The organism is Chryseobacterium sp. GVT01B (genome assembly GCF_019970045.1).
Lineage (GTDB): Bacteria > Bacteroidota > Bacteroidia > Flavobacteriales > Weeksellaceae > Chryseobacterium.
In genome coordinates, this window is record NZ_JAHXYI010000001.1 from 244,896 (window position 1) to 258,316 (window position 13,421).

Annotated in this window: 15 protein-coding genes; 7 read left to right on the forward strand and 8 right to left on the reverse strand. The window is 34.9% G+C overall.

Annotated elements, in window-relative coordinates:
• The first annotated feature begins 4 nt into the window (after positions 1–4).
• From LC457_RS01200 to LC457_RS01225, 6 genes are all read left to right on the forward strand, one after another.
• Positions 5–1,582: a hypothetical protein gene (locus LC457_RS01200; protein ID WP_223598268.1), complete on the forward strand. Its 1,578-nt coding sequence runs from the start codon at positions 5–7 to the stop codon at positions 1,580–1,582.
• Between the two features lie 120 nt (positions 1,583–1,702).
• Complete coding sequence (locus LC457_RS01205; protein WP_223598269.1) at positions 1,703–2,209, forward strand: hypothetical protein; 507 nt, start codon at positions 1,703–1,705, stop codon at positions 2,207–2,209.
• Positions 2,210–2,284: 75 nt separating this feature from the next.
• Complete coding sequence (locus LC457_RS01210) at positions 2,285–4,465, forward strand: toxin glutamine deamidase domain-containing protein (RefSeq protein WP_223598270.1); 2,181 nt, start codon at positions 2,285–2,287, stop codon at positions 4,463–4,465.
• A gap of 8 nt (positions 4,466–4,473) precedes the next feature.
• Positions 4,474–4,827, forward strand: a complete 354-nt coding sequence (locus tag LC457_RS01215) for a hypothetical protein (protein ID WP_223598271.1) — start codon at positions 4,474–4,476, stop codon at positions 4,825–4,827.
• A 67-nt stretch (positions 4,828–4,894) separates the two neighbouring features.
• Positions 4,895–5,116, forward strand: coding sequence for a hypothetical protein (locus tag LC457_RS01220; protein WP_223598272.1), 222 nt, complete (start codon positions 4,895–4,897; stop codon positions 5,114–5,116).
• A gap of 5 nt (positions 5,117–5,121) precedes the next feature.
• The gene (locus tag LC457_RS01225) at positions 5,122–5,931 is read left to right on the forward strand and encodes a hypothetical protein (protein ID WP_223598273.1); all 810 of its coding nucleotides are present in this window, start codon (positions 5,122–5,124) and stop codon (positions 5,929–5,931) included.
• An 89-nt stretch (positions 5,932–6,020) separates the two neighbouring features.
• Here the strand turns inward: LC457_RS01225 and LC457_RS01230 are convergent, their stop codons facing one another.
• From LC457_RS01230 to LC457_RS01260, 7 genes are all read right to left on the reverse strand, one after another.
• Positions 6,021–7,031: a serine protease gene (locus LC457_RS01230; protein ID WP_223598274.1), complete on the reverse strand. Its 1,011-nt coding sequence runs from the start codon at positions 7,029–7,031 to the stop codon at positions 6,021–6,023.
• A gap of 74 nt (positions 7,032–7,105) precedes the next feature.
• Positions 7,106–7,951: a caspase family protein gene (locus tag LC457_RS01235; protein WP_223598275.1), complete on the reverse strand. Its 846-nt coding sequence runs from the start codon at positions 7,949–7,951 to the stop codon at positions 7,106–7,108.
• A 269-nt stretch (positions 7,952–8,220) separates the two neighbouring features.
• Positions 8,221–8,865: a response regulator transcription factor gene (locus LC457_RS01240; RefSeq protein ID WP_142717386.1), complete on the reverse strand. Its 645-nt coding sequence runs from the start codon at positions 8,863–8,865 to the stop codon at positions 8,221–8,223.
• Positions 8,862–9,632: a sensor histidine kinase gene (locus LC457_RS01245; protein WP_034691954.1), complete on the reverse strand. Its 771-nt coding sequence runs from the start codon at positions 9,630–9,632 to the stop codon at positions 8,862–8,864. Before LC457_RS01245 ends, LC457_RS01240 begins: the two co-directional genes overlap by 4 nt.
• 12 nt (positions 9,633–9,644) lie before the next feature.
• On the reverse strand, positions 9,645–10,289 hold the full coding sequence (locus LC457_RS01250; protein ID WP_223598276.1) for a hypothetical protein: 645 nt from the start codon (positions 10,287–10,289) through the stop codon (positions 9,645–9,647).
• A gap of 12 nt (positions 10,290–10,301) precedes the next feature.
• Positions 10,302–10,856 carry a hypothetical protein gene (locus LC457_RS01255; RefSeq protein ID WP_223598277.1) on the reverse strand — a complete coding sequence of 185 codons (555 nt, stop codon included), beginning with the start codon at positions 10,854–10,856 and terminating at the stop codon, positions 10,302–10,304.
• Positions 10,857–11,183: 327 nt separating this feature from the next.
• Positions 11,184–11,531 (reverse strand): helix-turn-helix domain-containing protein, encoded by a 348-nt coding sequence (locus LC457_RS01260; protein WP_223598278.1) that lies wholly within the window; start codon positions 11,529–11,531, stop codon positions 11,184–11,186.
• Between the two features lie 120 nt (positions 11,532–11,651).
• Here LC457_RS01260 and LC457_RS01265 point away from each other — a divergent pair, with 120 nt between their 5' ends.
• The gene (locus tag LC457_RS01265) at positions 11,652–12,599 is read left to right on the forward strand and encodes an NADP-dependent oxidoreductase (protein WP_223598279.1); all 948 of its coding nucleotides are present in this window, start codon (positions 11,652–11,654) and stop codon (positions 12,597–12,599) included.
• Between the two features lie 110 nt (positions 12,600–12,709).
• On the opposite strand, the gene LC457_RS01270 is transcribed toward LC457_RS01265, so the two are convergent.
• Positions 12,710–13,420 carry a hypothetical protein gene (locus LC457_RS01270; RefSeq protein WP_223598280.1) on the reverse strand — a complete coding sequence of 237 codons (711 nt, stop codon included), beginning with the start codon at positions 13,418–13,420 and terminating at the stop codon, positions 12,710–12,712.
• Position 13,421 lies beyond the last annotated feature (1 nt).

The window sequence follows — 13,421 nt, forward strand, 5'->3', positions numbered from 1 at the left end:
AAAAATGCCAATTATAGGAAAAATTATACGTGTCAATGAATTACCTCCCATTGGAGAAAGGGAAACGAATGCTATTTACCAGGTGGCAGCTCCGGGTTCCCTGTCTTATACGGATTATGCCGTTGATGAAAACGGAGATTTAAAAACCCATGCCGTTGTTGATGGAACTATTCCTCTGGAGTTAGCTGATAGCCATGTCAGTATTTCAAATGCTGACCTTTTAGCAGAAGGAATAGCAAGCCAGGCTCAGTATAATATCAAAACAACAGAGAAATTAGCTAAGAAACTAGAAATTCCTCTGACAGATGGGAATGCCCAGGATTATCCTAAAATCATAGGATTGAATGATAATGGAAATGTTGCCAAACTTCCGGCAGGTGATCTGGGAAAGAATATGATGAATGCAAACCTGTCCAACAGTGCAGCAAGAAGTCATACCCTTAATGCTTCATTTTCAATCAATACCTTAGGAAATCCCTATGTATTATCTGGGTTACCCAATAAGAATTCTGATACTGCCAATTTTCAAAAAGTTATGGTTCAAAATACCAGTGGTTTAAACGCTGTGGTAGACAGTAAAAACCTACTGTTGGAAATGCCCAATCAAATGACGGAAGCTGAAAGATTAGTATGGAAAACGAAAATGAACGGAGGTTGGAGCACTGACACGATGAGTGTAGCTGTTATATCACCACCAATTGTGGATAAAACAGACAGACCGTTTTGGATCAACTTAAAAGGAGCGAATTTAAACCTTCCATCCACCAGCTTTAAAGTGGAGTTATGTACCCAGGATAGTGTTTCTGCTGATACAGCTACTGTTGTTACCGCAATCCCAGGTTCCCAGGTTCAGTTGTACACCAATGGAATTGACTTAACATTCTATTACAATTTCAAAAATATTCCTGTAGGAGAATATAAAATCAGATTGTGGAATGGTGTAGCGTGGTATCTGACAAGCTTTACCATCCGTGTAGTAAGCCAGATACAGCGTATTGCTCTCAATAACATTGTTTGGGAACAGAAAATATACAATAATGCAGTATCGCCCGCCATTACACAGGCAGGAGCTGCTGTAAGCTATAGTTCTGACAGTAATGTTAAGGAACTTGCCGATGATTCAACTTTCATTGCAGCCAGAAAGACAAATCAACTGATTGGGGCAGATGAAGATTTTTACATGAGTGTTGAAATTACAGGTAAAACAGCAACAATTGGCGGGCCTAATGGTTTCGGAACAATGACTCATTTTGTTGGATTAGTAAATGCAGCCAACGGAGTAGACTTATTAAATCAAACAGTTGCAAACGTTAGGCTGGTTCAATCTTACTGGTATCCTATGGGAAAAATATTCCCTGATAATTCAGCCGAAGCAGTCACTACTGCGGAGCCCACTTATGCCCTTAATGCAACATTTATAAGACGTGGGGGAAGCTGGACGGTTATTGTCAATTTCAATAATAAGACAGTCACCTATACCAAAACAGGATATACAGGCCCGGTTGCCTTTGGAATGTACAATATGAACACAATGGGAAATACAGGGGTAAGCGCTAATATCGTTGAATTGTATAAACTATAACCTATATCAAACTTTTGAGATAAAATCAATAAAAAGGCAGAGCCTTAAAATTCTGCCTTTTAATCAAACAGGATCTATGATTTTATAGACACTATTATTTAACAGCAAAATTTTAAAACAATGAAAGAAAAATTATTAATACCTCAGCAGGTACAGCAACTTTTAAACGAAATCGAAGCTACAGATCTTAACTTAGGGGAAATTCAGATCACTGAACATCCTTTACTTCCATCTTTTAACAGGTTTATCAGAATCAATAAAATGGTAGTAGACACAGACCTGCCAAGAACCTATCTTTTTTATCAGCAGATTTTAAGAAATAAAGAAACCAATGAAATAGAACCTTCCAACCTTCCAACTCCGGAATGGATGATTGGAGAAGAAGAATGGTCAAGCCTTAGAGATGAAAACTTTGACAGAATATTTGTTCCTGTAGTAGAAGAAGAGACACAAAATCCTTTGCTGGATGAGGAAGGGAACCCTAAAACCACTATCCTCAAAGTGAATACTCATCATTACATGCTTTGGCTTGTTAAGAACAATAAAGTAGGTTTTCTGGATCTTCTGAAAAGCTATTTACAGGAATTTGTAGAAACCAAAAGTATTGAGCTGAACAGGCTTTCTTAATACATTGATTATTAAATGATCATTCTACTGGCAGGGCGTTAAAGCCCTGCCTTTATTCACCTTAAAAATCACAAAATGAGTTTAGAAATTTTAAATAATCCTCTATTGAGGAACATCACGGATTTCGCAAATAATCCTGATTCCTCCGGGACAATTTTTCCGAATCAGGAATCTCCTCCAGAATTAAAACAAAAAACCTCAAGGCAAATTGCCAATACCTACTACGGAGGAAAACCCGTTGTAGACGGTAATGGATTTCAGATCTATTCGGATGATCCTGTATTTGGAGGAAATATCGAAGAAGTTGTTGTGTACAAAAGCAGATTCAGCCAGACCATAGCCGGAGTTGATGTTGTTCTTTTTGCCAGTACAAACGGAGCTTTTCTTTTGCAGCGTTATTTGGAAGCATTACCCAATAGCAATGAACTGATTCTATTTTTAGAAATTGATGACCGTTACAATCATAATACGGTAATGCGTGCTGTAGCGGGAGCAGGGCTTACAAATAAAAAGGATATGTCTTTTGCAGACATTCTCAGTTTTACAAGAAAACATGAGGTAACCGTTACGCCAAAATCACTCAAAAATCTTATTGAAAAAGGTATTTACAGAAATAAAATAGATTTTATAAGCTGGTTTCTGGGTTTGAAAGATAAAAGCATTGGAGAAATATTCAGTTTTTTTAAGCAGGAAGCTTTAGAAGCAGCTTCAACTTTTTTTACAAAAGGTATTGCCGAAAACATAGTCAAACTAAGGATCTCAGAAAATGGATGGAATCCCAGTCCCAAAGAAGGAGAATACGATCCTGCTTTTATTCCGGAGGTATTTTATAAAGAGATAAAAGATTTTTATGAACATAAAGCCTCTCAGAATCCTTATGAAAATCTTGCAGGGCAGAAAAAAATAAATGCCAAAATTGTAAAATCTTTTTTTGAAAGCATCAACGAAGCAAAAGAAGTTTTTAATAGTCTGCTGAAAAACGCTGAAACTTTCTTCCCCGCTTTTATCTATAAAAGAATCAACAAATCCCTGACCTTCTTTTTTAACCAGATCAACAAACTGGAGAAATTCATTGCAGATCCGCTCACCGGAATGCAGCATATTGTTTACAGAAACTATCAGATTGCCAATGCTTTTCTTTGTGGAATCTATAACAGTTTGATTGATATTATTGCGGGAATTTTCTCCATCATCGGCTTTATCTTCAAAGCAGTCGCCGCAATGGATAAAGTGAATGACAGAAAAGTAGAATACGGTGAAATGTTTCTGGAATTAATGGAAGACCTGTTTGAAGGTATTCTTACCTTTGATTATGTAGAGTTCTTTAAGCAATGTATTACCTTCCAGCTCAAAACCATTATCCGTCTGGTAAAGTGGGTGGAAGAAAAGATTCCTCAGATCATGCTGGAAAAAGCAGCTTACTATTATGGCTATATCATTGGGATTATTATTGATATTATTGTGGAAACACTTCTTACAGGTGGAACAGTAGCAGTCGCCAAGCTGGCCAAATCCGTAGAAAGCTTTATCCTAAATCCGCTGGAAAAGATCACCAAGGCGATTACAACAGCTGAGAACGCTCTCAACAGGATTATAGAATTTATTCGAATGATTCTTCGTGAATTTAAAAAAGGATCAAAAGAAATTTTTTCTAAATTAGAAAAGATTTTAAATGAGGTCTTTGGCTTTGGAGAAGAGGTTGCGGATCATGGTTTGTCTCCTAAACAGAAGATGGCGAAGGACAAGCAGAAGAGGATTCAGGAGAAAATAGACAAAAAGAAAAATGTAGAAAAAAAATCTTTAGATGAAATAGAAGGGGGCGGAATAAGTAAAAAATTATTTTCTATTTGGAAAGTTAATTTGCAGGAAGGAAAATTTAATTGTGCAAACTGTGCTATTGCAACAGATGCTATATTAGCAGGAAAGCCAGCATCTGCATTACCCTATACAATTCAGAAACGATTTAGAAATGGGAAATGGGAAAATTATGTTTCTTTACATGAAGGTACAAAGCCTATAATTTTAGAGAAAGAATTCGGAACTAAGTTTTCAAACTGGACAACTAATTTAAATGACTTAATAAAAGATTTAAAACCAGGTAGAAGAGGAATTATTTTTGGATATAAAGAAGGAACAAATATGGGACATTACTTTAATGTAATTAATGAAAACGGAGTGATTAAATTTCTTGATGGACAAAAAGGGAAAAGAGCAAAATTAATATACGATTATTATCAATTTTTACCAACAAACTAAAATAAATTATGTATACAAAAGAAGAAGCAAAAGCAAAGATGCAACGCTTTGTTGATTATCAAAATAAGTTAATAATATGGAATGATATGGGAGAGCCTGATATAATAATCTATGACCAACTTACAGAAGAACATTCTTTTGGTTGGATATTTTATTGGCAGGTAAAGGATATTAAAGATAATTTCTCTAATGTCTTAGCAGGAAATGGTCCTATTATTATTGAGAAAGATACACTAAATGTATATAAAATGATGACTGCTATTTCTGTGGAAGAAAATATTATGCTTTATAAAAAGGATAAAAATAAATTATTACAGTTGGAAGAAGATCAGGATGGATTTTTTGATCCGGTGAATTTGTAAACGCTAGAACTGCTACTGAAACAAGTTGTAAATTTTCAGTTTAAACAGGTTCAATTTAAAATAAGTTATGAAGAAAATATTAATACTATTTATTTTACTGTCATTTAAAGGTTATTCAGCAAAAATAGATTTTAATGACCCTAATTTTAAAAGTAAACTTTTACTTGAAAAAGTAGCCAAGGATATAAATGAAAAATATATCATTATTGATCAGAATAATGATAAAGAAATAGACGAAAATGAAGCCGAAAAAATATTTTATTTAGATATTTCCAATTCAAAAATTTAATCTATTTGAACTGTTCTAATAATTCTATTTATCGAATTGATGAGTTAAATTATTTGGAAAACCTGACCGATTTAGAAATAGAAAATAATTCTATTGAAATGTTTAGTTTAAATAATAAACAGAAACTGAAATCAATAATGGCAGAGAAATCTGGTATTAAAAATGTGAAATTAAAAAATTGTCTGTCGTTGGAAATAATTTTATTTGCCAATAATCGAATTGAGAATATAGAAATTTCTTTCTCTCCACTTTTAAAAGCAATTTCTGTTGAAAATAATAAAATTAAAAAGATAGAATTAACTAATTTTCCGGTTGTACAAGATGCTTTTTTACACAACAATGAATTGAGAGAAGTGAATATCTCAAATTGTTATTATCTGCAATCATTAGATATTGAAAATAACAAGGTAGAAAAGATAATTTTTGAAAATAATTTTAAGCTCAAATCTATACTTGCTGCCAACAATCAATTAAGAGATTTAAATATTACAGAATTGTCAGCATTGGAAGACTTAGATTTGGATTCAAATATGATATCTTCACTCGATGCAATAAAAAATACACGATTAAAAAATATTTATTTAGATGAAAATAAATTAAAATCATTGAAAATCAGCTCGGTAAATATTTATGGGATTAATTTTTATAATAATCCTTTGAAATCTATATGTATTGATCCAAAGATGAAAAAGAAAATAATTTCCAGTTTAAAAGAAAATGACATAAAAGATTGTGAGATTATTACTACGTGCAATTTTAAAACTGAAGAACCTAATGAATATGAGGTTTTTAGAACGACTATAAAATCTAAATAAACAACATATTTATTTATCTACAACACAAAAATTATAAAAACCCCGCACGCCTTTAAAAGGGTCGGGGTTATTTAAACTAAAAAAATAAATTAAGGATGTTCATTTCTAGCTCTGATGACCAGATTGACTAAATCTGAGCCGCCACTTGCAAAATTATCGCTTGGATTATGCGCGCTTTGAGTAGCTACAGCATACGGAGAGCCGTCCCAATATCCCCAAAAAGGACCTCCGCTTTGTCCAGGCCAGATATCTGCTTTATGGCTCATGCTTTCGTTGTCATCAGCACTCCAGAAATCTCCATCCAGTGCGATACCTGTTTGGTACGTTGGTCTTTGTGTTCCTGTAAGGTCTCCCGGGTATCCTGCGTGAGTCCAGTAAGCTCCTCCATCCCATGAATCAGAATATGATTTTGATCCTAACCAGCCTGTGCTGTTTCCGATAGGTCTGTCTAATACAATCACTACATAATCGTATTGTATCTCTGTTGAATCAATAGATGGGCCTGCCACTTTATATTTGTAATAAGTCAATGTTCCCCAGGCCGTTCCGTAAGGAGCACTGCCGTTATAATACATTGGAGTGAATTTCAGCCATCCTGTAGTATTATTAGGTTGCCAGTCAACAATATGAGAACAGGTAAGAAGGTGTCTTGGTCCGATCATTACACCGCTTCCTGAGCCTAAAGAACTTTCCACTCTGCCAACACATCTCCATGGATAGGCGGTAGAATTATATACTTTTCTCTGATCTGCTCCAAAAATAGTTCTTGCATTTTCCGGAGTCAGGAAAGAATCTCTGTCAATGAATTTTGGTTTACGGTCTCTTTTCGGTTCAAGTTTTGGATTGTATTCAAAATCAGCATGGGTAGGATAGAAATGATCAGTTTCCAGAGCTCGGATTTCCGCTGTTTTTTCATCCATAGGCATTCCTATTGTTTTCATCCCTTTAGGAAAAGTTCTTCCGTTGATGGTTTCCATAGCGGGAGCCTGCTTAAATAATTTTTCAACTGCTTCTGGTTTTTCAGTTGATTTTGCTTTAACAGTTCTAAGTCTTAAAACTTCTTCTGCTGTCATTGGGTTGTTGTTTTCGATTTTTGACATGATTATTATTTTTAATCTAGTGTTTTCCTACTCTTTTAATGGCTTTTCGGATTCCGCCTCTAATAATGATATGATTAAGTGAATATTTTTTGTGAAAATTCTGTAGTGATGCTTTCTGTCTGATTGATTTGCGCTGCTCCCATAGCTGCCAATGCAATAGCAACCTGTTTATCAAGCGTTTTTCTAACAATATTCCCATTGGTAGCACGTAATATTTTGCAGAAATGGTAGGTGAAATACCCACGTATCTGTCCGCTGATATTCCCTTCCATAGAAACCTGATTGTCTTTAGCTGCAGCCCATAAAGTATGATTCATTCCGGCCACAGGAACAAGAGCTTTAGTAAGAACAGTTGATTTTTTTGAACTTTTAGAAGTTTCCATTTCACTGGCATACGTCAGGTAAAATTCATCTTCCAGCATTGGTGGAATATAACGGGCGGTTTCGTTGAGAAGATCCGCTTCCAGTCCCAGATCCATTTTTCGGGTTCCTGTTCCGGAATAACAGCAGTCGAAGATCACTTCCATATTGACTCCCGCTTTCAGTTTGCTGAGAACTGTTTTAAAATCATCATCGCGAATAACACCGTTATTGGCATAATCATGTGGACAAATAGCTTCGTCCAGACCATCCAGTTCCAGATCCGATCCGATATTAGCCACTCTGGTTCCGTGTCCCGAATAATAAAAAACAAGAGAATCACCTTTTACACTGGTGCTGATCATGGATTTCAGATAGTTTAATATATTCGCTCTTGTGGCATTCTGATTGGTCAGGATTTTAATCTTTGCCGGGCTAAAACCACAGATTACCAATGTATTTGCCATATCTCTTGCATCATTTACACAGCCATTAAGATCCGGACCTCCGTATCCGATGGGTGCATAATCATTAATACCTACGATAAGTGCTTTTTTCATTGTATTAGTTTTAAAAATATTCCCTACTCTGTTTCGGCTTTTCGGGTTCTGCCTTTCTGTTTTTTTCTATGACAAAATTCCTTTATTCTGCAGGACGAAAACAGAGGAGAAAACCGTATTTTGAAAAAGGTAAAACACCTTTTTATCTGTTTGTGAGGTTGTTATGAATTAAAAATCCGGCAGCTTGAAAAGCTGCCGGATACGTAAATAGAATGTAAAGATGTTTATTTTATAGTATAAGAAATAAGATTAAAAATGAGAATATTCAATCAACAAAGATCATGTTTCAAGGCAAAAAGTACCAGACCTGCTCTGTTTTTTATATCCAGTTTTACAAAAACCGAATCTCGGTAGCCATCTATAGTTTTCGGACTCAGGCACATTTTGTCGGCAATCTCTTTATAGGTAAGTTCACTGCAAGCCCACTTTATAAACTCTTTCTCTCTGTCTTTCAGTTCAGAAAGAAGAGAAGCATTTTTCATTTCTTCTGTTTTTACTTTCAATAATTTCTGGGCAACAAAATCAGTATAGAAACTCCCTTTTTCAAATACAGTTTCTATGGCCTGGAAAAGGATAGAAGGCTGCATATCTTTCAGTAAATACCCTTTAGCACCTGCCTTAAGCATTCTGATAAGAACTTTTTCATCATCATCCATGGTAAGGGCAATGACTTTGATATCGGGGTAATGTTCGGTAAGCCATTCTGTAGTTTCTATACCATTTTTATAAGGCATATTAACATCCATCAGGACTACGGCGGGTAATTCAGAAGCTTTTTCCACACCTGCAATAAATTCTTCTCCGTTGGGATGATTCATAATGACCCGATATTGAGTGTTTTCTGTGATCATATTTTCCAAGGCTTTGGAAATTAAAGTATGATCATCAACGATCGCTATGGGAATAGTTTTCATAATAAATTTTTATGATAGGTTATCAGAGTTTGTGTTCCTTTATTTAATTCTGAGTGTATAGAAAGTTCGGCATGAATCAGTTTTGCTCTCAGTTCCATGTTTTTTAATCCTGAGCCATCCTGAATAATGCTTGTATCAAAGCCTTTTCCGTTATCGGAAATGCTGATGTGTAATTTTTCACAGTCATCTTCCATTTGTATGGAAACATTTTTGGCTTTGGAGTGTTTTAGAATATTGTTGATGCTTTCCTGGATAATTCTGAAGAGAATCAACCCATGTTTTGGGGAAATATCAATATCCTGTTTCTGAGTAATGAATTCTATTTTTAATAATTTCAGTTTTTTGATCCTATGAACTTCTCTTTCAACAGATTCTGCCAGTCCGAAATGAATGATCTGTTCAGTAATTAATGTTTTAGACAGGTTTCTTATATCCTGTATACATTCTCCCAACAGTTCATTGAGCTCAATCAGGTCCTCTTTTTCGTTGTTTTTTAATTTGGTAATCAGCTGATTTTGACGAAGACGTACAACAGAAAGTTTTTGTCCCAGATCATCATGTAATTCCTGTCCTATATAATTCAGGGTCTGCTCCTTCATTTCTACCTGAGAAGTGGCAAGTTCCTTTTCAAAACGCAGATCTTTTTCCTTTTGTTCTATCAGCAATGTTGTTTTTTTCTTGATGAAAACAGCATAGATGAAGATCATTGTCAAAACAACGATAAATAAGGTAATTGTAAAGATGATGACCAAATTATTCTCTTCCATATCTAAGAAGTTTTATCTGATTTTCTCCTGTTTGTTCCAAATTAAACCTAAGATGAGTATACCGTTACTGATCAGATTCAGCATAAATAAAATGAAGAAATATATAGTCTCCGAAACAGTAGTTCTGAAAAAGAGTATTGGAATACTTCCAATAAAAAAGATCAGTAAAGCCACTGATATCCAGAATGGTAAATAGTTTTTGATTTCCAGTATTTTATCAGAGTTAAAGGTTTGGTACAGGAACAAAATAATTGAAAATAACAACAAAAGAATATCTACATACAGCATATTAAAAGAAAAATGATGGAGCAGATCATCTTCTGTGTAAAACATTACAGCAATATTAAGGACAAAAAGAGCCAGAATGACGGTCTGTATCTTTTTGAGCAACGGAACATACAATAATTGGTAATAATAAAATAAGTACAAAAAGAATACAATCATCAAAAAACCAATTACATAAAATATGTCCGTAGGCAGCCTGGTCAGGTCGAAGTAGAAATAACAAAAAATATCAATCAGGGAAAACAACAGATATCCAATAATAAAAAATAAATTTTCCTTTCCGGTTTTTCTATATTTTATGACCATTAAAAGCATCACTATGATGGATAGGATCATCGATATCTGTTTCCCTGTTTCAATATTCCAGTTCATAATTTTGTGTTTTTAAGGCATTGTTCCTGACAAGGTTTTTGGAGGAGGCGCCAGATTGGTCATGTTCATAGATTCTATGGATGGTACATCTGTATTTTCCTCAGTGGCGGCTGATCTGGACATTGCATTGGTTCTTTCTCTTTTTTGGGCAGTAGGAACTAAAAATATAGTCTGATAACCTGCATATTCCGGTTTTGCCATTCTGTTTTTAGGATGATTCATAGGATATTTTCCCATATAGATCCTGATTCCCGGATTTTTTAATTTCTGTTTTTTTGCATTTTCTTTTACATACTTAATATATCCTTCCATGTCTTCCAGTGAAAACCAGTACCACCGGGAGTCTGGTTCTCCGTTTCTGTACTTCATGAGAATTTCATGATTGGTTCTGGTGTATTCATCAAAAAGGACCCGGCCTTCACGATAGCTGATCAGTTTCTTTTTATAACTGTTACTAACGGGTTCTTGAGGAGATTCAGAGCAGCGGGTGCAGCTTAATAAACAGAGTGTTAGAATAAATGCTGCACAGAGCAAACTTAAAGTCTTAGTAAAAAAGGAAGTTTTCATTTTTATGGTTTTTAATTTTATGGAACAAAATTAGCTAACGGCACAACTATAAAAAAGGGTGAAAACACTGTTTTTATCCTTTACTAAATTTACGACTTTTTGATATTCAGATGAATATGAATTGCTGGTTTGTTTTTTTTTAATTAAAAATATCCAGTGGTGCCTCTTTATACATAAAATTAAAACCATGATGATCATTCATGGTTTATATGGAAATTAAAATATTAATCATTGAAAATATGAGGACAAAGACAATATCATGCTGCAGCAAAACGAACAATACATAAAATCACAGTAACCGTTCTCTGACTGAAACGGGTCTCTGTTTTAGCCTTTTATTCTCTCTTTTTCAATCTGATTTTCACCCCAGAGTCTAAGATAATCAATAAAAGGGATGAGTTCGGCACCGGTTCCCGTTAAAGAATATTCTACTTTCGGAGGAACTTCATGATAGACTTCCCTGTGGATGAGTCCGTCATCTTCCAGCTCCCGGACAGTCTGAGTAAGCATTTTAGGGGTAATGTCAGAAAGTGTTTTACGAAGTTCGCCGTAACGCATAATCGTCTTCAGATGAAGATACCATAAAATACGGCCTTTGTACTTTCCTCCAATCCGTTTAAAAGCGTAGTCAACAGGACAGGACGGCTCATTGGTGACTTTTTTTATTTTTAACATTTTTTCAATGGTTTGATAATCAGTATTAGTATGTTTTTGGTATGTAGATTACTAAAAAGTACATACTTGCTGTAAAGATATGATGAGACTACATTTGTTCAACAATTAAAATTAAAAAAAATGAAAGCTGTTATTTTAAACGAAGCAGGAGGTGTTGAAAATCTTCAATTTGCGGAAATAGAAAAACCTGTAATAGGAAATGATGAGGTATTGGTAAAAGTAGTATCTGTAAGCATTAATCCTGTAGATGTAAAATCCAGAGCTTATGAAGGAGTTCTGAATTGGATTTTTGAAGAAAAAAGACCTGCTATTTTGGGATGGGATATCTCGGGAGAAGTCGTGGAAACCGGGAAAAACGTAACTGATTTTAAAAAAGGAGATGAAGTCTTCGGGATGGTTAACTTTTTTGGAAGGGGAAACGCGTATGCAGAATATGTTGCGGCTCCGGCGGCTCATCTGGCATTAAAACCTCAGAATATTACTCATCAGCAGGCGGCGGCAGCGTCAATGGCAGCTTCAACAGCTTATCAGGCGCTGGTAGATGTTGCTAAAATTAAAGAAGGAAATAAAGTCCTGATCCATGCAGCTTCAGGTGGTGTTGGCCATTTTGCTGTTCAGATTGCGAAGCATTTCGGAGCATATGTTATCGGCGTATCATCCGGTAAAAACAGGGATTTTGTTTTATCGCTTGGAACTGATGAGCATATTGATTATACAACGGAAAACTTTCATGAAAAAGTGCAGGATGTAGATATCGTGATTGATACCCTTCAGGGAAAAACGCTATCTGATTCGGTAGATGTTGTAAAAGAGAATGGAATTATCATAACGCTTCCTACTCCTGAGATTCCTGAGGATGTTGCAGACAGAGCCGGGCAGAAAAAGGTGAATATTGAGTTTATGATGGTACAGTCTAAAAAAGAAACTATGGAAGCAATTGCGGGCTTATTGGGGCAGAAAGTATTGAAACCATTTGTTTATAAAACATTTCTGTTTGAAGATATTGCCATAGCACATTTGGAGGTGGAAACCAACCGTGTTGCCGGAAAAGTGATTGTAAATCTCTAGCAATAAAAACAGGACCGGAAAGAAATTTCTGGTCCTGTTTTATTTTCAAAAGAGCATCCCAGTCGAAGATCCTTTAAAATAAAAAACCAGGAAATAATCCTGGTTTTTATTTATTGAGAGATAACCTTTACAATAGCCGGGGGAATGGCTTTTTTTAAAATAAAAGTTTCGTAGCTTGGATTTTTGATATTTTTAGCGACGGCTTTTAGATAGTTCAATTCAGGATAAAAGTAGGAATTGAAATCCTGAATCTCTATATGTGCCGGTATTGCAACAGAAGAAACAACAACTATTTTATCATCTATCAATGCGCAATAATGCTTGTCTATGTAAAAAGAGAAATAATTCCTGAATGCATATGTATAATCCAGCGGACCATTTTCAGGCATTTTACTGTCTATGGAAAGGTATCCGGTAAGGCTTTTACGGTCTCCATGTTCAGCTTTATCATTCTTTTCATCAGGAAGCTTAAAGCTATATACAAATTTCCCCTTATAGTAAACATCAAAAAGCTGAGTTTCTGGAGTATTTTTAAAATCAATGAGCTGCAGGAGGTTTTTATTCCCATCATTCTCAATAATCTCTTTTTTAAATTGGAAAACAGGGTGAATGATAACTTCAACATGATCCATATTTGTTATCAAGCCTGTTTTATTTTCTCCATATTTTACATTAGCATCTATCATTTTTCTTACATACGATAGGGCCGCTTTATTATATTCCTCTTTGTTGTATTTATAGACAATAGTGTCTGTTTTATCTTGTGAAAAGCTAAAAGAGCTTATCAATAAACAAGAAAATAAGACAATCATATTTTTCATA